16 protein-coding genes are annotated in these 19,414 nt (G+C 71.7%); 9 read left to right on the top strand and 7 right to left on the bottom strand.

All coding sequences use genetic code 11. From position 1 onward, the window contains the following. Nucleotides 1-95: 95 nt before the first annotated feature. From CCS38_RS24610 to CCS38_RS24595, 4 genes are all read left to right on the top strand, one after another. Nucleotides 96-1,202: a PucR family transcriptional regulator gene (locus tag CCS38_RS24610; protein ID WP_223735486.1), complete on the top strand. Its 1,107-nt coding sequence runs from the start codon at nucleotides 96-98 to the stop codon at nucleotides 1,200-1,202. Between the two features lie 461 nt (nucleotides 1,203-1,663). Then, the gene (locus CCS38_RS24605; protein WP_223735485.1) at nucleotides 1,664-3,715 is read left to right on the top strand and encodes an APC family permease; all 2,052 of its coding nucleotides are present in this window, start codon (nucleotides 1,664-1,666) and stop codon (nucleotides 3,713-3,715) included. 98 nt (nucleotides 3,716-3,813) lie between these two features. Next, the gene (locus CCS38_RS24600; RefSeq protein ID WP_223735484.1) at nucleotides 3,814-5,142 is read left to right on the top strand and encodes a class I SAM-dependent RNA methyltransferase; all 1,329 of its coding nucleotides are present in this window, start codon (nucleotides 3,814-3,816) and stop codon (nucleotides 5,140-5,142) included. A 138-nt stretch (nucleotides 5,143-5,280) separates the two neighbouring features. After that, nucleotides 5,281-6,024 carry a DUF4232 domain-containing protein gene (locus CCS38_RS24595; RefSeq protein WP_223735483.1) on the top strand — a complete coding sequence of 248 codons (744 nt, stop codon included), beginning with the start codon at nucleotides 5,281-5,283 and terminating at the stop codon, nucleotides 6,022-6,024. On the opposite strand, the gene CCS38_RS24590 is transcribed toward CCS38_RS24595, so the two are convergent. After that, nucleotides 5,987-6,862 carry an AraC family transcriptional regulator gene (locus CCS38_RS24590; RefSeq protein WP_223735482.1) on the bottom strand — a complete coding sequence of 292 codons (876 nt, stop codon included), beginning with the start codon at nucleotides 6,860-6,862 and terminating at the stop codon, nucleotides 5,987-5,989. The genes CCS38_RS24595 and CCS38_RS24590 overlap by 38 nt on opposite strands. A 50-nt stretch (nucleotides 6,863-6,912) precedes the next feature. Here CCS38_RS24590 and CCS38_RS24585 point away from each other — a divergent pair, with 50 nt between their 5' ends. Then, nucleotides 6,913-7,377 carry a DUF2000 domain-containing protein gene (locus tag CCS38_RS24585; protein WP_223735481.1) on the top strand — a complete coding sequence of 155 codons (465 nt, stop codon included), beginning with the start codon at nucleotides 6,913-6,915 and terminating at the stop codon, nucleotides 7,375-7,377. A 60-nt stretch (nucleotides 7,378-7,437) separates the two neighbouring features. Here CCS38_RS24585 and CCS38_RS24580 read toward each other — a convergent pair whose 3' ends face one another. Further along, complete coding sequence (locus tag CCS38_RS24580; RefSeq protein ID WP_223735480.1) at nucleotides 7,438-8,208, bottom strand: IclR family transcriptional regulator; 771 nt, start codon at nucleotides 8,206-8,208, stop codon at nucleotides 7,438-7,440. Between the two features lie 272 nt (nucleotides 8,209-8,480). On the opposite strand from CCS38_RS24580, the gene hutH reads away from it, so the two are divergent. Both hutH and hutU read left to right on the top strand, forming a co-directional pair. Continuing rightward, nucleotides 8,481-10,019, top strand: a complete 1,539-nt coding sequence (hutH, locus tag CCS38_RS24575; RefSeq protein ID WP_223735479.1) for a histidine ammonia-lyase — start codon at nucleotides 8,481-8,483, stop codon at nucleotides 10,017-10,019. Between the two features lie 35 nt (nucleotides 10,020-10,054). Beyond that, nucleotides 10,055-11,719, top strand: a complete 1,665-nt coding sequence (hutU, locus tag CCS38_RS24570; protein WP_223735478.1) for a urocanate hydratase — start codon at nucleotides 10,055-10,057, stop codon at nucleotides 11,717-11,719. A 113-nt stretch (nucleotides 11,720-11,832) separates the two neighbouring features. On the opposite strand, the gene CCS38_RS24565 is transcribed toward hutU, so the two are convergent. After that, nucleotides 11,833-13,257 carry an amino acid permease gene (locus CCS38_RS24565; protein ID WP_223735477.1) on the bottom strand — a complete coding sequence of 475 codons (1,425 nt, stop codon included), beginning with the start codon at nucleotides 13,255-13,257 and terminating at the stop codon, nucleotides 11,833-11,835. A gap of 185 nt (nucleotides 13,258-13,442) precedes the next feature. Here CCS38_RS24565 and CCS38_RS24560 point away from each other — a divergent pair, with 185 nt between their 5' ends. Continuing rightward, nucleotides 13,443-14,282, top strand: coding sequence for an IclR family transcriptional regulator (locus CCS38_RS24560; RefSeq protein WP_223735476.1), 840 nt, complete (start codon nucleotides 13,443-13,445; stop codon nucleotides 14,280-14,282). Between the two features lie 25 nt (nucleotides 14,283-14,307). Here CCS38_RS24560 and hutC read toward each other — a convergent pair whose 3' ends face one another. Continuing rightward, complete coding sequence (gene hutC, locus CCS38_RS24555) at nucleotides 14,308-15,063, bottom strand: histidine utilization transcriptional repressor HutC (RefSeq protein WP_223735475.1); 756 nt, start codon at nucleotides 15,061-15,063, stop codon at nucleotides 14,308-14,310. Nucleotides 15,064-15,225: 162 nt separating this feature from the next. On the opposite strand from hutC, the gene hutG reads away from it, so the two are divergent. Next, nucleotides 15,226-16,341, top strand: a complete 1,116-nt coding sequence (gene hutG / locus CCS38_RS24550) for a formimidoylglutamase (protein WP_223735474.1) — start codon at nucleotides 15,226-15,228, stop codon at nucleotides 16,339-16,341. A gap of 41 nt (nucleotides 16,342-16,382) precedes the next feature. On the opposite strand, the gene CCS38_RS24545 is transcribed toward hutG, so the two are convergent. The 3 genes from CCS38_RS24545 to CCS38_RS24535 are packed head-to-tail and all read right to left on the bottom strand — an operon-like array spanning nucleotide 16,383 to nucleotide 19,274. After that, nucleotides 16,383-17,438 carry a sensor histidine kinase gene (locus tag CCS38_RS24545; protein ID WP_223735473.1) on the bottom strand — a complete coding sequence of 352 codons (1,056 nt, stop codon included), beginning with the start codon at nucleotides 17,436-17,438 and terminating at the stop codon, nucleotides 16,383-16,385. Further along, complete coding sequence (kaiC, locus tag CCS38_RS24540) at nucleotides 17,431-18,975, bottom strand: circadian clock protein KaiC (RefSeq protein ID WP_223735472.1); 1,545 nt, start codon at nucleotides 18,973-18,975, stop codon at nucleotides 17,431-17,433. The genes CCS38_RS24545 and kaiC overlap by 8 nt, the downstream gene beginning before the upstream one ends. Continuing rightward, nucleotides 18,972-19,274: a circadian clock KaiB family protein gene (locus CCS38_RS24535; protein WP_223735471.1), complete on the bottom strand. Its 303-nt coding sequence runs from the start codon at nucleotides 19,272-19,274 to the stop codon at nucleotides 18,972-18,974. The genes kaiC and CCS38_RS24535 overlap by 4 nt, the downstream gene beginning before the upstream one ends. Nucleotides 19,275-19,414 lie beyond the last annotated feature (140 nt).

The raw sequence follows: 19,414 nt of genomic DNA, 5'->3' as shown, positions 1-19,414 counted from the left end.
TCCTGCTGTCCGGGAGTCGGCAATGAAGGCCGGCGGTGAAGCTCCCGGAGCCGGCCGACGGGCGCCGGGACGAGCATGAGCAGGGAGCACAACAAGTGGAGCGCGGAGCAGCGGAACCGCACGGCCTCGGCGAGTACGCCGACCTCCTCGCGGAGGTGTCCCGGACCGGGCGGCTGCTCCGTCGCGAGGAGCTGGACGCCCTGCGCGAGCTGGGGGAGCGGTCCGCGGAAGAGGGCCTGAGCCTGCGCGAGCTGGTCGGGCGCTATCTGGGGGAGACCCGCCGGCTGTGGGGCTCGCTGCCCGGAGTGGCGCGGGCCGCGGGGGCCGGCGAGCGGGCCCGTACCGGAGACGCGCTGCTCGCGGCCGTCGAGGCGGCCGTTGCCGCGCTCGGCGAGGGCCACGAGCGGGCGCAGCGGCTCGCGGTCCGGCAGGAGGAGGCGGCCCGCCGCGAATTCGTCGACGACCTTCTTTACGGGCGCAGCGACCTCGGCCGGCTCGCCGAGCGCGCCGAGCGCTTCGGGCTGCGGCTGGCGGGGGAGCACGCGGTGGGCGTCGCGGAGGGCCCGGAGCGCTTCGACGATCTGCACCCGGTGGCCCGGCGCGTGGAGCGCGAGCTGCTGGCCCGCTTCGGCGACCGTGACGTGCTGATCGCCACCAAGGCCGGGCGGCTGGTGTGCGTGGCGGCGGGTGGCCGGGGCGGCGCCCTTGACGCCTTCGCGAAGTACGCCCGCGCCGACGGGCCGGGCGGGCACGCCGCGCAACGGGTCGCGCTCGGCCGGCCGCACGCCGGCGCGGGCGGCGTGGTCACCTCGTACGAAGAGGCGCTGGGCGCGCTGGAGCTGGCGACCCAGCTGGAGCTGACCGAGCCCGTGCTGCACGCGGCCGACCTGCTGGTCTTCCCCGTACTGCTGCGCGACCGGGCCGCCATGGCCGACCTCGTGCGCAGCGTGCTGGGGCCGCTGACCGAGGGGCGCGGCGGCGCGCGGCCGCTGCTGGAGACGATCTGGGCCTGCGCGGCGACGGCGTACGTCAACGCCGAGGCGGCCCGCCGGCTCCAGGTCAGCGTGCGCACCCTCTCCTACCGGCTGGCCCGCATCAAGGAGCTGACCGGCTACGACCCGGGCGACGGGCTGCAGCGCTACACGCTGGAGACGGCGGCGATGGGCGCGCGCGTACTGGGCTGGCCGGACCGGCCGCTGTAGTTCCCCCGGACGTCCGGTCCGCACCGGGCCTCCTGGGGGCCGTCCGGCGGGGCAAGTGCCGGTCGGTGAGCCATCAAAATCGCGTAAAGATTGCCGGGAACCGGCAATGTGCCGAGGCCGTGGCGAATGCCACCATCAGGGCGCACCGGCGGGTGCACGGCGGGCCGCGCAGCATCAGGGGTCTGCGCGCCCGCCGGGCCGCCGGCAGCGGATCGGTTGTCCCCACCCTCGACGGGGGTGAGGGTGTGGACACCCCGCTCCGGGCAGGCAGTTCCGCCGTTCGGGCGGCGTGTGGCGGCTCCGTACGCCACCGCCCGACACGGTGGAGCGACGGATTCCGTACCCCCGCCGGAGCCCCCGGACGGCAGTGCGGACCAGTCGGGCGGCATCATCCGGCAGGTGCCTTACACCTATGGGTGGCGGGTGGGCGACGGCCTTGACGAAGGCTTAGCATCCTCTGCGTGTCCAAACTGACCGACGTGCCCAAACGCATCTTGATCGGGCGCGCACTGCGCAGCGACAAGCTGGGAGAGACCCTTCTCCCGAAGCGCATCGCACTCCCCGTCTTCGCCTCCGACCCGCTCTCCTCCGTGGCGTACGCGCCGGGGGAGGTGCTGCTCGTCCTGTCCGTGGCAGGCGTGTCGGCGTACCACTTCAGCCCCTGGATCGCCGTCGCGGTCGTCGTGCTGATGTTCACGGTCGTGGCGTCGTACCGGCAGAACGTGCACGCCTACCCGAGCGGCGGTGGCGACTACGAGGTCGCCAACACCAACCTCGGGCCCAAGGCCGGCCTCACCGTGGCCAGTGCGCTGTTGGTCGACTACGTCCTCACCGTCGCCGTCTCCATCTCCTCCGGAGTGGAAAACCTGGGCTCGGCGATCCCCTTCGTGGTCGAGCACAAGACGCTCTGCGCCATCGCGATGATCATCCTGCTCACCGTGATGAACCTGCGCGGCGTCAAGGAGTCCGGCAAGCTCTTCGCCATCCCGACGTACGTCTTCGTCGCCGGTGTCTTCGGCATGCTCCTCTGGGGCGCCTTCCGCGGCCTGATCATGGGCGACGACATGAAGGCCCCGACGGCCGACTTCACGATCCACGCCGAGCAGGGCGGGCTGGCCGGCTTCGCGCTGGTCTTCCTCCTGCTGCGTGCGTTCTCCTCCGGCTGTGCGGCGCTCACCGGCGTCGAGGCGATCTCCAACGGCGTGCCCGCCTTCCGCAAGCCCAAGTCCAAGAACGCCGCCACGACGCTGGCGCTGATGGGCGGCCTTGCCGTCACCATGTTCTGCGGCATCATCGTGCTGGCCATGGTCACCGGCGTGAAGATGGCCGAGAAGCCGGCCACCGACCTGCTGCACAACGGACAGCCCGTCGGCTCCGGCTACACCCAGAACCCGGTCATCTCGCAGGTCGCGGCCGCGGTCTTCGGCGACGGCACGGTGGCCTTCGTCATCCTGGCCGCCGCCACCGCGCTGGTCCTCTTCCTCGCCGCGAACACCGCGTACAACGGCTTCCCGCTGCTCGGCTCGATCCTCGCGCAGGACCGTTACCTGCCGCGCCAGCTGCACACCCGCGGCGACCGCCTCGCGTTCTCCAACGGCATCGTGCTGCTCGCCGGCGCCGCGGTGATACTCGTCTACATCTACGGCGCCGACTCCACCCGCCTGATCCAGCTGTACATCGTGGGTGTCTTCGTCTCCTTCACCCTCAGCCAGATCGGCATGGTCCGGCACTGGAACCGCCATCTGGCCGGCGAGAACGACAAGGCCAAGCGGCGCCGGATGCAGCGCTCCCGCGCGATCAACGCCTTCGGTGCCACCTTCACCGGCCTGGTGCTGGTCGTCGTGCTGGTGACGAAGTTCAGCCACGGCGCCTGGGTGGCCCTGCTCGGCATGGTCATCTTTTACGTCACGATGACCGCGATCCGTAAGCACTACGACCGGGTCGCCGACGAGATCGCCGCGACCGACTCGCGCGACGACGAGGTCGCCCGCCCCTCCCGCGTGCACTCCATCGTCCTGGTCTCCAAGGTCCACAAGCCGACTCTGCGGGCCCTGAACTACGCCAAGCTGATGCGCTCCGACACGCTCGAAGCCGTCAGCGTCGACGTGGACCCGGCCGAGACCAAGGCCCTCAAGGAGGAGTGGGAGCGCCGAGGCATCGAGGTCCCCCTGAAGGTCCTCGCTTCCCCCTACCGGGAGATCACCCGCCCCTTCATCGAGTACGTGAAGTCGCTGCGCAAGGAGAGCCCGCGCGACGCGGTCTCCGTCTTCATCCCGGAGTACGTCGTCGGCCACTGGTACGAGCACCTGCTCCACAACCAGTCCGCGCTGCGCCTGAAGGGCCGGCTCCTCTTCACCCCGGGCGTCATGGTCACCTCCGTTCCCTGGCAGCTGGACTCCTCCGAGGCCGCCAAGGTCCGCGCCCGCAAGCGCGCCGAGTGGAACGCGCCGGGCTCGGTCCGCCGCGGTCCCGTGGCCCAGCCGAAGAAGGAGAAGGCGGCGACCAAGAAGTAGGGGCGCGCCCCGGTGGTCAATGGGGTGGTACGGCGGGACGTAGAATTGAAGGCTGTTGTCCCGCCGCACCACCCCACGTTTTTTGGAGCTCACTCGCCATGCCGGAAGAACCGAAGAAGTCCCTGGTCGGCGAGGAGTACGAGGTAGAGGTCGGGCCCGTGGCCCACGGCGGCCACTGCATCGCCCGTACGGACGAGGGCCAGGTCCTCTTCGTACGCCATGCCCTCCCGGGCGAGCGCGTGATCGCCAAGGTCACCGACGGCGAGGAAGGAGCCCGCTTCCTCCGCACCGACGCGGTGCAGATCCTCTCGGCCTCCAAGGACCGTGTCGAAGCCCCCTGCCCCTTCTCCGGCCCCGGCCGCTGCGGCGGCTGCGACTGGCAGCACGCCAAGCCGGGCGCCCAGCGCCGCCTCAAGGGCGAGGTCATCGCCGAGCAGCTGCAGCGCCTCGCGGGCCTGACCCCCGAGGAGGCCGGCTGGGACGGCACGGTCGTCCCCGCCCCCGGTGACAAGGTCCCCGCGGGCGAGGTACCGGCCTGGCGCACCCGCGTCCAGTACGCCATCGACGCCGAGGGCCACGCGGGCCTCCGTAAGCACCGCTCCCACGAGGTGCAGCCCATCGACCACTGCATGATCGCCGCCCCCGGCGTCTCGGAACTCGGCATCGAGAAGCGCGAGTGGCCCCAGATCGCCACCGTCGAGGCCATCGCCGCCACCGGCTCCCACGACCGTCAGGTCATCCTCACGCCGAAGCCCGGCGGCCGCCTCCCCATCGTGGAGCTCGACAAGCCGGTCTCCGTCATGCGCATCGGGGAGAAGGACAAGGGCGTGCACCGCGTACACGGCCGCCCCTTCGTCCGCGAACGCGCCGCCGAACGCACCTGGCGCGTCGGCAACGGCGGTTTCTGGCAGGTCCACCCGCAGGCCGCCGACCTCCTGGTCGAATCGGTCATGCGCGGCCTCATGCCCAAGAAGGGCGACATGGCCCTCGACCTGTACTGCGGCGTCGGCCTCTTCGCCGGCGCACTGGCCGACCGCGTCGGCGACAAGGGCGCCGTCCTCGGCATCGAGTCCGGCAAGCGCGCGGTGGAGGACGCCCGCCACAACCTCGCCGACGTCGACCGCGTCCGCATCGAACACGGCAAGGTCGACCAGATCCTGCCCCGCACCGGCATCACCGACGTCGACCTCGTCGTCCTCGACCCGCCCCGCGCCGGCGCCGGCCGCAAGACGGTCGAACACCTCGCCTCCCTCACCCCCCGCCGCATCGCCTACGTGGCCTGCGACCCGGCCGCCCTCGCCCGAGACCTCGCCTACTTCGCCGCAGCGGGCTACGTCCCGAAGCGCCTCCAGGCATTCGACCTGTTCCCGATGACGCATCATGTGGAGTGCGTGGCGATTCTGGTGCCGGCGGCAAAGGGAGCCTGACTTTCGGGTCCGGGCCTCGCGTCTTCGCGTCTTACGGGGGTGCGTTAGTGGTGTGTTAGTGGGGCATCAGTGGGACTCGGCAGGGTGGATGGTGCGGGATCGAAGGGCCGCACGTACCGACCCGGTAAGGGGATTTCCATGTCGCATCTCACCAGCCTCCGCCGCGGCCGCAAGGCTGCCACCGCCACGCTGATCGCCGCCGCGGCCGCGCTCGCGCTCACGGCCTGTCAGGATGATGGTTCCGGTGTGAAGTCCGGTGCTCCGGCTGCACCGTCCGCTGCCGCGTCCGACTCGGGGGCGGATTCGGGGTCGGCTTCGGATTCCTCCTCGGCTGCCTCCGGCTCCTCGTCGGCCGAGGCCGACGGTGGCGGATCGGCTGCCTCGCAGTCGCCCTCCGGCCAGGGCGCGAAGGGGACCGCCGTGCGTACCGCCTCGGCGCGTACCGCGGCCGCCGCGTCCACCGACACCTCGTCCGACCGCTGTACCGCCGACGAACTGGGGCTGCGGCTGGGCCGTGCCGACGTCGGCGCGGGCAACATCCGCTACCCGTTGGTGTTCACCAACAACGGGAAGACCTCCTGCACGCTGCGCGGTTACCCCGGCGTCTCGCTGATCCAGCGCGACGGCCAGATGATCGGCAAGCCCGCCACTCGTGAGGGCGCGGCGGGCAAGGCCGTCACCCTGAAGCCGGGCGGCAGCGCGTACGCCGTACTGCACACCATCCAGGACGGTCTGAACGACGAGCCGTGCTGGAAGAGCCCGTACCTCCTGCAGACCTACCCGCCCGGTTCCAAGGACGCGATGACGCTCCGTACCTCTGAACTGCGGGTCTGTGGTGGGGAGTTCAGTGTGACGGCGCTGGAGCCCGGCGTCGGTCGGTGAAGTGTCCCGGCGGGACGCCGAGGACGCGCTTGAAGTGCCGGGTGAGATGCGGCTGGTCGTGGAAGCCCGCGGCAGCCGCGGCGTCCCGCGCTGCCATGCCGTCCAGCAGCAGCCGCCGGGCGAGGTCGACGCGGCGCGCGGTGAGGTACTGGTGCGGGCTGATGGCGAACTCGCGGCTGAACGCCCGTACGAGGTGCGCCGGATGGGCGTGCAGCAGCCCGGACGCCTCCTGGAGGGTGAGTCCCTCGGCGAGGCGCGCGTCCAGCAGGTCGCGCAGTTGCCGGGCGAGGCCCGGACCGGCGGCGGGCGGCGCGGCCAGCGTGTCCTGACGCGTCGGATGCCGCCGTGTCAGGTGCCGCCGCGTGAGGTGTTGGCGCAGCCGCTCGGTGACGCACACGAGCCGGCTCTCGGACTCCAGCTCCTCGCCGGGCAGCACGAGGGCGTCGTGCAGCCGGTGGATCCGGTCGCGCAGCGTGGCGTCCTCCAGTACGGGCGCGTCGACCGCGAGCCCGATGTACTCCTCGCCCAAGCCCGCCGCCTCGGGGTCGAGGTAGAGCACGCGCTTGCGGAAGCCCTCCGGTGTGATCGGCGAGCCGTTGTGCGGTACGTGCGGGGGCAGCAGCGTGACGCCCGTCCGCAGCGCGCCGTGCTCGTGCCGGTCCAGGTCGTACCGCACCATGCCGTCGTCGACGATCAGCAGCGTCCACGCGCCGTGGGTGTGCATCGGATAGGCATGGCCGGTCAGGTGCGCGTGGTAGACCTCGGCGATGCCGGCCACGGCCGGGCGCCAGGCCGTGACCTGCGTATGAGGACGGCGGACCAGGGAACGGCGGACCATGCAAAGAACGTACAAGACCGGGGCAGGAGCGGCTCGGAAGAATCCACGATATGGAAACTCCGAACACCGCTGAACACCCCACGACCGCTCCCGAGCCCGCACCCGTCCGCTTCGACACCAAGATCGCCGTCCTGCTCCGCGAGGACCTGGAGACCTGGCAGCGGCTGAACGTGACGGCCTTCCTCGTCAGCGGTATCGGTACGGAGATCCCCGAAGTGATCGGGGAGCCGTACGCGGACGCCGACGGCAATGACTACCTGCGGATGTTCCGCCAGCCCGTGCTGGTCTTCGAGGGGACGAAGGAGACGCTGACCGCCGCGCACGGCCGTGCGCTGAGCCGGGGCGTCGCCCTCTCGGTGTTCACCTCCGACCTCTTCGCGACCGGTAATGACCGGGACAACCGGGCTGCCGTACGGGCGGTCGGCCGGGATCAGCTCGATCTGGTGGGGCTGGCCGTGTACGGGCCGAAGAACGCCGTCGACAAGATCGTCAAGGGTGCGCGTATGCACCCGTGAGAACGGGTTTTACGGCACCGGCAGTGGCTCGCCGCTCACGGCACCGGCAGCTCCCGCCGCTCACGGCACCGGCAGTGTGCCGCCGATCCGCAGGGTCAGGTCCCGGGCGGTACGGGCCACCTGTTCGGCGATGGCTGCCTGCTGGTCCGCCGGGACCTCGGCGGCGGGGTAGGTCACGGCGACCCCGGCGACCGGGTGCGCGCTGTGGTCGAGCACCGGCGCGGCGACCGAGGAGAAGCCGGGGGTGACCTCGCCCTCCTCCGTGGCGTACCCGCGGCGCCGCACCTCCACGAGCAGGTGGCGCAGCGCGGAGAGCGAGCCGGGCCCGATGCCGTGCCGGACGACGAACGCGGACGGGTCCGGGAACAGCGCGCGGACCTGGGCGACCGGCAGCCGCGCGAGCATGGCCCGGCCGCTGGCCGTCAGATGCGCGGGCAGCCGCACGCCGACCTCCGTCACCAGCGGCGCCCGCCCCGGCGCCCGCTCCTCGATGACGTAGATGACCTCGCGGCCGTGCAGCACCGCGAGGTGTGCGCTGTGGCCCGTGCGGTCGACCAGCGCGGTCAGCGGCGCGCGCGCCAGCCGCTGGAAGGGTGCCTGGCGGCTGTACCCGGAGGCCAGCTCGAAGGCGCTGACGCCGAGGCCGTACCGGCGCTCGTCCGGCAGATGCACCACGAAGCCGTCCTGCGCGAGGGTGTCGAGGAGGTGGTACGTCGTGGAGCGGGGGAGGCCGACGTCGCGGCTGATCGCCGCCGCGGATGCCGGCCCGAGTTGGCCGGCCAGGTAGCGGAGGATCGCCAGGACCTGGGCGGCTGCGGGGACGATGGCCATGCGGCGAGGGTAGCCGCGGATGGACGGGGGCTCCCGCCGTGGGGGCTTGCGTCGGTGGCGCCGTGCCGCGCCGCGGACGGGGGCTCCCGCCATGGGGGCTTGCGTTCGTGGCGCCGTGCCGCGGCGCTGTGGTTGCTCGCGCAGTTCCCCGCGCCCCTGGAGGGGCGCTCCCTGACGGGCGCCCCCGCGCTGCCGCCAAGTGTCTGGGATACCAGACACAAAGCGGGCTGCGGGCATGGAACAGAGGGTTTGACCTGGTGCTTCATTGAGGCATGTCAACTGTTGTTATCGACGTCGGCGCGCTGTCCGCCGACGATGTCGTGGCCGTCGCCCGCCACGACGCCACCGTCACGCTCTCCCCCGCGGCGCAGGAAGAGATCACCCGCAGCCGCAAGGTCATCGAGGCCCTGGCCGACGATGTCACCCCGCACTACGGCGTCTCGACCGGCTTCGGTGCCCTCGCCACCCGGCACATCCCCACCGAACTCCGCGCCCAGCTCCAGCGCAGCCTGGTCCGCTCGCACGCCGCCGGCTCCGGCCCCGAGGTCGAGCGCGAGGTGATCCGCGCGCTCATGCTGCTGCGCCTCTCCACCCTCGCCACCGGCCGTACCGGCGTCCGCCTGGAGACCGCCGAGGCGTACGCCGCGCTGCTCAACGCCGGCATCACCCCGGTCGTCCGCGAGTACGGCTCGCTCGGCTGCTCCGGCGACCTCGCCCCGCTCGCCCACTGCGCGCTCGCCGTCATGGGCGAGGGCGAGGTCCGCGACGCCGACGGCGAGCTGCGCCCGGCCGCCGAGGCGCTCGCCGCCGCCGGCATCGCGCCGGTCACCCTGCACGAGAAGGAGGGCCTCGCCCTCATCAACGGCACGGACGGCATGCTCGGCACGCTCGTCCTGGCCGCCCACGACCTGCGCCGGCTGCTCGCCACCGCGGACATCAGCGCCGCCATGAGCGTCGAGGGCCAGCTCGGCACGGACGCCGTCTTCGCCGCCGACCTCCAGGCCCTGCGCCCGCACCCCGGCCAGGCCGACAGCGCCGCCAACCTGCGCGCCGTCCTCGCGGACTCCGCGATCGTCGCCAGCCACCGCGGCCCGGAGTGCACCCGCGTCCAGGACGCGTACTCGCTGCGCTGCTCGCCCCAGGTCCACGGCACTGCCCGGGACACCCTCGGCCACGCCGAGCTGGTGGCCTCTCGCGAGCTCGCCGCCGCCGTCGACAACCCCGTCGTCACCCTCGACGGCCGCGTCGAGTCCAACGGCAACTTCCACGGCGCCCCCGTCGCCGCCGTCCTGGACTTCCTCGCCATCACCGTCGCCGACGTCGCCTCGATAGCCGAGCGCCGCACGGACCGCTTCCTGGACGTGGCCCGCAACCACGGCCTCAACGCGTTCCTCGCCGACGACCCCGGCGTCGACTCCGGCCACATGATCGCCCAGTACACCCAGGCCGCGATCGTGTCCGAACTCAAGCGCCTCGCGGCCCCCGCCTCCGTCGACTCCATCCCCTCCAGTGCCATGCAGGAGGACCATGTCTCCATGGGCTGGGCGGCAGCACGGAAGCTGCGCAAGGCGATCGACGGCCTCACCCGCGTCGTCGCGATCGAGATCCTCACCGCGGCCCGCGCCCTGGACCTCCGCGCCCCGCTCACCCCCGCGCCCGCCACGGCCGCGGTCGTCGCGGGCCTCCGCGCCGATGTACAGGGCCCCGGCACCGATCGCTATCTCGCTCCCGAGATCGAGGCGGCCGTGCAGTACGTGGCTTCGGGCGAGGCCCTGCGCGCGGCCGAGTCGGTCGCCGGCCGGCTCCGCTGACACCCGGCCACTCCACACTCCGAAAGGACAACACCATGACAGGCGCACGCCCCGTCCGCGCGGCCCGCGGCACCGAACTCTCCGCTCTCGGCTGGCAGCAGGAGGCCGCCCTGCGGATGCTCCAGAACAATCTGGACCCGGAGGTGGCCGAGCACCCGGACAAGCTGGTCGTCTACGGCGGTACGGGCAAGGCGGCCCGCGACTGGCGCTCGTTCGATGCGATGCAGCGCACGCTGCGCACGCTGAAGCAGGACGAGACGATGCTGGTGCAGTCGGGTCGTCCGGTGGGTGTCATGCAGACGCACGAGTGGGCCCCGCGCGTCCTGATCGCCAACTCGAACCTGGTGGGGGACTGGGCGAACTGGGAGGAGTTCCGGCGGCTGGAGCAGCTGGGGCTGACCATGTACGGGCAGATGACGGCCGGTTCGTGGATCTACATCGGCACCCAGGGGATCCTGCAGGGCACGTACGAGACCTTCGCGGCGGTGGCGGCGAAGAAGTTCGGCGGCACGCTCGCCGGGACGATCACCCTGACCGCCGGGCTGGGTGGCATGGGCGGCGCGCAGCCGCTCGCCGTCACCATGAACGACGGTGTGGCGATCTGTATCGACTGCGACCCGCGGGCGATCGAGCGGCGCATCGAGCACCGGTACCTGGATGTCCGCGCCGACAACCTGGCGCATGCCCTGCAGCTGGCCACCGAGGCCCGCGACCAGCGCAAGCCGCTCTCCATCGGCCTGCTGGGCAACGCCGCCGAGCTGCTGCCGCAGATGCTCGCCGAGGGCGCGCCGATCGACATCGTCACCGACCAGACCTCCGCCCACGACCCGCTCTCGTACCTGCCGGTGGGGGTCGCCTTCGAGGACATGGCGGACGCGGCGGCCAAGGACCCGGCCGGGTTCACCACCCGCTCCCGGGAGTCGATGGCCAAGCACGTGGAGGCCATGGTCGGCTTCATGGATGCTGGCGCTGAGGTCTTCGACTACGGCAACTCCATCCGCGGCGAGGCCCAGCTCGCCGGCTTCGACCGCGCCTTCGCGTTCCCCGGCTTCGTCCCCGCCTACATCCGCCCCCTCTTCTGCGAGGGCAAGGGCCCCTTCCGCTGGGCCGCTCTCTCCGGCGAGGCGTCGGACATCCACAAGACCGACAAGGCCATCCTGGACCTGTTCCCGGAGAACGAGTCGCTGCACCGGTGGATCAAGATGGCCGGTGAGCGGGTCCACTTCCAGGGCCTGCCCGCGCGGATCTGCTGGCTGGGCTATGGCGAGCGGGACAAGGCCGGTGAGCGCTTCAACGACATGGTGGCCTCCGGTGAGCTGCAGGCCCCGCTGGCCATCGGCCGCGACCACCTGGACTGCGGCTCGGTGGCCTCCCCGTACCGGGAGACCGAAGCGATGCTGGACGGCTCGGATGCCATCGCCGACTGGCCGCTGCTGAACGCCATGGTCAACGTCGCCTCGGGTGCCTCCTGGGTGTCGCTTCACCACGGTGGCGGCGTCGGCATGGGCCGCTCCATCCACGCCGGTCAGGTCTCCGTCGCCGACGGCACGAAGCTGGCGGGCGAGAAGGTCCGTCGCGTCCTGACGAACGACCCCGGCATGGGTGTCATCCGGCACGTGGACGCCGGATACGACATCGCTGACACGGTTGCCGACGAGCGGGGTGTCCGTATCCCGATGCGGGAGACCCCCTCCGCGTAACCGCACAATGCCGGGCGGGGCCGTCGCCAATGACGTCGACGGCCCCGCCCGGCGCCTTTTCGGGGGCTTTTTCAGGCCCCTGAGGGGTCCCTTTCGGGACCCCTCTCGGGACATCAGTCCCGTGCCGGTACGGGGGCTTCAGCCGGATTTTCCTGGGGGGAATCGGTCGCGGCAGCGACGCCGTTACGCGGACGGAGCCAGAGGAAATGCACCACCGACAGCAGGGCCAGCCAGACGGCCCCTACGATCAGCGCGATGCGGGTGTCCGCGGAGAAGGCGAGCAGCACCACCACGGCGGCCATGAAGACCATGGCGATGATCTGTCCGTAGGGCCAGAACGGGACCTTGTAGGCGAGTTCGGCCGTTTCCTTCTCCGACATCTTCCGCCGGGCCGCGTACTGGCTCGCGAGAATCATCAGCCAGACCCAGACGGTCGCGAAGGTGGCGATCGACGAAATGATGAGGAAGATGTTCTCGGGCATGGTGTAGTTCAGCACCACGCCGAGCAGCAGCGCGCCGATCATGATGGCGACGGTCATCGTCGGCACGCCGTTGCGCGAGAGGCGGCGCATGACGGCCGGGGCCTGACCGCGCTCGGCCATGCCGTACATGATGCGGCCCGCGGCGAAGATGTCGCTGTTGATCGCGGAGAGCGCGGCCACGATGACGACGACGTTCAGCACGGCGGCCGCGGACTTGATGCCGAGCCCCGCGAAGATCTGCACGAACGGGCTGCTGTCCGAGCCGATGTCCTGCCAGGAATTGAGCGACATGAGGACGGCGAGCGTCAGCACGTAGAAGAACACGATGCGCAACGGGATGGAATTCACCGCGCTCGGAATGGACTTCTTCGGATTCTCTGCCTCGCCGGCCGTGACGCCGATGACCTCGGTACCGCCGAAGGCGAACATCACAACGGCGAAGGACATGATGAAGCCTTCGGCGCCGTGCGCGAAGAACCCGCCGTTGCTCCAGAGATTGGAGACCCCGACGTCCATTCCGCCGCCGCCGATGCCGAAGACAAGAATGGCGAGCCCGCCCACGATCATCGCGCAGATGGCGACGATCTTCACCAGCGAGAGCCAGAACTCCAGCTCACCGAAGACCTTGACGCTGAAGAGATTCAGTATGCCGATGATGACAATGGCGGCGAGCACCCAGATCCAGCGGGGTACATCGGGGAACCAGAATCCCATGTAGACGCCGAGCGCGGTGACGTCGGCGATACAGACGATGATCATTTCGAAGGCGTAGGTCCAGCCGGTCGTGAGTCCCGCGAGCGGGCCGAGGTACCGGGTGGCGTACTCGCCGAAGGAGCCGGCGCAGGGGTTGTTGACCGCCATCTCGCCGAGCGAGCGCAGTACCAGGAAGACGGCGGCGCCGCCGATCAGGTAGGCCAGCAGCACCGCGGGGCCGCCGGCCTGGATGGCCTCGGAGGAACCGTAGAACAGGCCGGTGCCGATGGCCGAGCCGAGGGCGATGAACCGGATGTGGCGGGACCTCAGCCCGCGGTGCAAGGTCGTTTTTTCGGTGCTCACAAGATGCCCTCTCCTTCGGGAACAGCACGCCCGTCCCTGACGTGCGACATGGGCCGTTGCCTGGTGGGAGCGGCTGTCGTCGCTTCTCACTTGAACACAGGCGCCGCATGTATATGCCTGTATAGACAGGACCGTCAAGAGTCGGTCCGGGGACTGGGTGGGGCCGTGGGAGAGGGGACGCGGCGATGACGGAGCGGCGGGAATCCGGAATGCCCGGTACGGCGGCCGCCGCGTCCAGCACCTCGCCGGCCGTCGGGCGGGCGCTGGATATCCTCACCCACCTCGCGGGGCGCTCCGGCCCGGTGCGGGCCGCGACGCTCGCCCGCGACCTCGGCATCCCGCGCTCGTCGGCGTACCACATCCTCACCGTGCTGGCCGGGCGCGGCTTCGTCACCTATCTCCCGGACGAGCAGGCGTACGGGCTGGGCGTCAGCGCCTTCGAGATCGGCTCCGCCTATCTGCGGCACGAACCGCTGGAACGGATCGCGCGCCCGATCCTGCGCACCCTCGCGACCCGCCTCGCGCAGCCCGTGCACCTGGGCGTGCTGCACGGCGCGGAGACCGTGTACCTGCTCAAGGAGCAGCCCACCGCGGTGCGTTCGGGCGCCGCCGTGGTGCCGCTGGTCACCGAGGTCGGCGTCCGGCTCCCGGCGCACCTCACGGCCAGCGGCCGGGCGCTCCTCGCGCACGTCGGCGAGGCCCAGCTCAAGGCGCTCTTCCCGCGCCCCGGCGACCTGATCACCCGTACCGGCAAGGGCCCGCGGTCGCTCGGTGAGCTGCGGGAGCTGCTGGCCCGGGACCGGGCGCGCGGCTGGTCGGAGGAGACCGAGCTGGTCTCGGCGGGCTTCCGGTCGGTCGGGGTGGCGGCGTTCGACCACCACGGGCGGCCCGTCGCGGCCCTGAGCAGCACCTGGTACCGCCACCACCGGCCGCGCGACGAGGCGTACGTACGCGATCTGCTGCGCAAGGGCGCGGCCCGCCTCACGCACGCGGTCTCGGGCCGCGCGCCCAAGGGACAGCCGTAGTCGCCGGGCCACCCGTAGGACGGGCTCAGCGGTTGTCGAACGTGCCCTGCAGCCGGTACCGCGACCCCGGGTGCAGCAGCCGCGCGATGCTCACCAGCGCGTCGCCCGACCAGGTGCGGCGGTGGATCAGCAGGCACGGCTCGGACTCGGGCACGCCGAGCACCGCGCACTCCTCCGCCGACGGCAGCACCGCCTCCACCACGTGCTCGCCCTTGCCCAGCGGCGCCACCTCGGACAGGAACGTGAACGGGGTCCGCCGTGTGAAGTCCTGCTCCAGATAGCCGGGCGCGAAGTCCGGGTGGACGTACCGGTCCTCCAGCTGGATCGCCACGTCGTCCTCGAAGTGCACCACCCGCGACCGGAAGACCCGGCGCCCGGCACCCGGGCCGAACTGCGCGGCGACCTCCGGATCGGCGGTCTCCGCCCGTACGTACAGCACCTCGGCGCGGTACCGGTGTCCGCGGCGGCGCACCTCGTCGGCGATGTTGTGCACCTCCACCAGCGCCGAGCTGCCCTTGTGCAGGGCCACGAAGCTGCCCACGCCCATCACCCGGCGGATCAGGCCCTGCCCCGCCAGCTCCCGCAGCGCGCGGTTCACCGTCATCCGGGACAGCCCCAGCGAGTCCACGAACTGGCTCTCCGACGGGAGCGCGTCGCCCTCCCGCCAGCGGCCGCTCATGATCTGCTCGGTGACGAGGTCCTTCACGCGCTGGTACGCGGGAGCGCTCCCCGACGCCTGTGCCTTGTACCGCCGCGCGAGGTCAGCAGTTTCCCCGGCCAAGCCGTTCACCGTCCCTCGCACTCGTGGTCACACGCTCGTCGCGGATGACGCGGGCACCGGAATCCTAGTGGGTCTCGGATCCGAGGAACCGGGGCGTCCGCGCTGGCCCACGGGCCGGTACCCGGGTGTGATGGCAGCGGACCACCGAGGAGCTGAGGAACCGTGACGAGCACCGTGCAGCAGGCCGCGCAGACCATCGACCTGGAGCGCGCGCAGGACCAGGAAGCGGCCGCGCCCGCCGTGACCGCGGCCGCGCCCGCCCTGACCGTGGACGCGCCGGCCGAGCCCTGGACCGGCCGCGACGACGGCCCGGGCACCGAGCACCTGCGCTGGCACCACGCGGTGACGCCGTACTCGGAGTACTCGACGTACTCGGCAGCCGGCCCGGACCGCGGCCGGGACGCCGCCTTCGTCGGCTTCCGGAGCGATGAGGGTGTGCGCCGCAACAAGGGGCGGCCGGGTGCGGCCGACGGTCCCGGAGAGCTGCGCCGCGCGCTCGCCCCGATGGCACTGCAGACGCCGCTGAGCGCACTGGACGCCGGGGACATCGAGGTCGGCGACGGCGACCTCGCGGCCGGCCAGCGGCGCCTGGGCCGCGCCGTCACCGCGCTCCTCGACCGGGGCCGCCCGGTGACCGTGCTGGGCGGCGGACACGAGGTGGCGTACGGCAGCTACCTGGGCCTCGCCGGCAGCCGCGCGCTCCGCGCCGGCGCCCGGCTCGGCGTCCTCAACCTCGACGCGCACTTCGACCTGCGCGACGACGTCCGGCCCAGCTCCGGCACGCCGTTCCTGCAGATGGCCGGGGACGAGGAGGCCGCGGGCCGGGAGCTGAACTACTGGGTGCTCGGGGTGAGCGCGCCGAGCAACACCGAGCGGCTGTACCGCACCGCCGACCGGCTCGGCGTCCGCTACCTCCCCGACACCGACTGCGGCCTGCTGAACGTGCACCGCGTCGACGCCTTCGTGGACGACTTCCTCGCGAGCTGCGACCTCGTGCACCTCAGCATCGACCTGGACGTACTGCCCGCCGCCGTGGCGCCGGGCGTCAGCGCGCCGGCCGCTTACGGGGTGCCGCTGGAGGTCGTGGAACACGTCTGCGCCAAGGTCGCGGCCAGCGGCCAGCTGGCCGTCTGCGATGTCGCCGAACTCAATCCGGACCTGGACCTGGACCACCGCACGGCCCGCACCGGCGCCCGCCTGGTCCACCGCATCCTGACGAGCGCCACCGGTCAGGTGCCGGCGTCCGGCGGGCCGAGCCGCGCGGGGCTCGGCAGGTAGCGCCCGGACGAGGACGCGGTCCGTCCGCGGTGCGGGACGGCTCACCGGTCCGGTGCGCGGGGCAGCCGCAGCCGGAAGCACGAACCGCCGTGCGGAGCCGGCTCGTACGAGACGTCGCCCCCATTGGCCCGGGCCAGATTGCGGACCACCCACAGGCCCAGCCCCGCGCCGTCACCGCGCCGCTCCGTGCCGGGACCCTGGCTGAACCGCTCGAACAGCCGCGGTACGAAGTCGGCCGGCACCCCGTCGCCGTGGTCGCACACCGAGACCTCCAGCCACCGGTGGCTCCGGGCCACCGCCCGGGTGACGACCGGCGGGCGGCCGTGCGTGAAGGCATTCTCCAGACAGTTGGTGAGCATCTCCGAGAAGGCCAGCCGGTCCACCCGCGCGACCAGCCGGGGCGAGCACGACAGCCGTACCGCCTCGGCCTCCTCCGTGACATCGCCCAGCCGCTCGATCAGGAACGGCAGTACGTGGATGTCCTCGGGAACGGCGTGCGGGGCGCCGGCATCGATGCGCGCCGCGGTGAGCAGCTTGCGCACCAGCGCCTGGAGGTGGGTGATGCGTTCGGCGATCCGGTTCATGGCCTCGGTCCGCGTCTGCTCCGAGAGCTCCGCCCGGCGGTCGCGCAGCGTGTCGACGAGCACGGCGACGGCGGCCAGCGGGTTGTGCAGCTGGTGGGCGGCCACCGCCACGATCACGTTCTGCCGCTCCAGCGCCGCTTCGAGCGCGAGCTGGGCCTGCCGCCGCCGGGTGATGTCGCGCAGCGCCGCGACGTGCAGCGTGTCGGACTCCAGCAGCGCGGTGGTGACCCGCATCTCCACCACCCGCACTCTTCTGTCCGGGAGCATCAGGTCGATGGTGGTCTCCCCGACGACGAGGGGGAAGCCGAACTCCCTGCCGACCAGTTCGTCGGCGGACCGGTCGAACAGCTCCTCGGCGGCCGGGTTGCAGAACAGGATGAGCCCGTTCGCGTCGACCGCCAGGATGCCGTCCGCCGTCGCCGAGACGATCACCTGCCGGATGTCGTCGGGACCGGCGCCGTGATTCCCGTCCGCGGCCGCGCCGCCGGGGCGCGCATGGTTGTCGTCAGCCATCGGGGTCCACCCGTGGGGCCGGCGCACGACCGTCGGCCGCGCCGTACGGGTCGGCCGTGAACACGGGCGCGCCGTATCCGGCCAGTACGGAGGAGACGCCGTGCAGCGGGTCGCCGATGTGCAAACCCGTACTGTCGATGGTGACTTCGCGGATGCGGTGGTCGTGGGCCGAGCCGCGGGTCTGCAGCACCGCGATCGCCCGGCGCGCCCGGCCGGCCGTCTCCACGTAGCGCAGCAGGACCGACACATCGGTGAGGCTGTCGATCCGTGCGGCGATGCCCGGGCCGGCGTTCGAGGGCGTGCGGTCGGCGGGCAGGGAAGTGACCAGGGTGGTGATGGCACGGGGCCGCAGCACCGCGCCCAGCGCGACGAAGAAGTCCAGCAGCGCCCGCGGGGTGGCGATGCGTTCCAGCGCGGAAAGGGTGTCGATGACGAGCCGCGAGGGCCGGAACTCCTCCACCACCCGCCGCACCAGGATGAAGTGGTCCTCCAGCGACGAGGTCTCGGGGTACTCGGACACCACTTGCAGCAGGCCGGTCGCCTCCATGGCGGACAGGTCCATGCCCCAGCCCGACGCGTTGCGGTTCAACTGCTGGCGGGTCTCGTCGAAGGTGTACAGCAGGCAGCGCTCGCCCGCCTCCACACCGGCGGCGACGAACCGCAGCGCGGTCAGCGTCTTGCCGACCCCCGTCGGGCCGGTGAGCAGGACAATTGCGTCGCGGTAGACCCCGCCGCCGCACATCTCGTCCAGATCCGGGAAGCCGGTGGAGACCCGGTCGCGGACCACGGCACCCTCGTGCGGCGCGAGGAACGCCAGGGGGACGATGACGATGCCGTCCTGTGGGTCGATGGTGAACAGCCATTCGCCGGTACGGTGCGGGCCGCCGCGGAGCTTGACGATCTCCACGGTCCGGCGCCGCCGTTCCTGGACCAGGTTGTTGCGCAGCACGATGACGTTGTTCAGGGCGAACTCCTCCACGCCGAACCGGGAGATGCTGCCGTACTCCGTCTCCCGCTCCGTGGTGATCACCGAGGTGACGCCGAGCGACTCCAGGGACTCCGCCACGCGCAGCAGTTCCTGCCGGACGGTGGCCTGGCCGGGGAAGCGCAGGAAGACCGTGCCCAGCGAGTCCATCGAGACCCGTTTGGCGCCGATCGCGTGGACGGCGTGGCCGATCCTGGCCGCCAGCGCGTGGAAGTCGTACGCGCCGATGATGGCCCCCTCCTCCGTGCTCGTGGCGGAGGCGTCGACGAAGGCCCATTTCCCGGCCCGCTCCCACTCCGCGATCGTGAGCCCCAGCGAGAGCGCGTTGCGCCGGGTGTCCGCCGGCGGTTCTTCGAAGGTGACGAACACCCCCGGCTCGTCGTGGACCTGTATCCCCCGGGCGAGGAATTCGGTGGCGAACAGTGTCTTGCCGCTGCCGGCCGTGCCGGTGACGAGCGTGCACCGGCCCGCGGGCAGCCCGCCCAGCGCGACCTGGTCGAAGCCGTTGATGCCGGTGGCCACCCGTGAGACCGGTCCGTTGCCCGATGTCATGGCCGTACCTCCTCGGAGTGGGAGCTGGCGTCCGGCAGGCCCAGGGCGAGGGCGGTGCGGTGGTGGTCGGAGAGGTCACCGATGACCCGCCGCTGTGGTGACGGGCTGAGCCTGACGACCGTGGGTGTGGCCAGGATCCGTCCTTCCTCCGCCAGTTCGGGCCGCTCGACGGCATCCACTATCTGGAGGTCGTACTGATGGCGCAGCCGGCTGTCACACAGCAGACGCAGGTTGGCCACGGCTTCCTGGGACCGGACGGTCTGCCCGGCGATGAAGAGCCTGAAAGAGTAAGTGGTCACGTGGGACGACCTCCTGCTAGCTGTCGTCCGCTGGTGCTCGGGGCGGAGCAGCCCTGGGGGCCCACTGTCCTCCGAAAGCCGGCCCGCTGCCAGACGGGGACGGCATTCCGGCCCGCCGCAGTGCGCGGTCCACAGACCCG

This window comes from Streptomyces purpurogeneiscleroticus, assembly GCF_020024005.1.
In the GTDB taxonomy this organism is placed as follows: domain Bacteria; phylum Actinomycetota; class Actinomycetes; order Streptomycetales; family Streptomycetaceae; genus Streptomyces; species Streptomyces purpurogeneiscleroticus.
The sequence above is the reverse complement of the archived record's forward strand: the minus strand, read 5'-3'. Positions and strand labels throughout refer to the sequence as shown.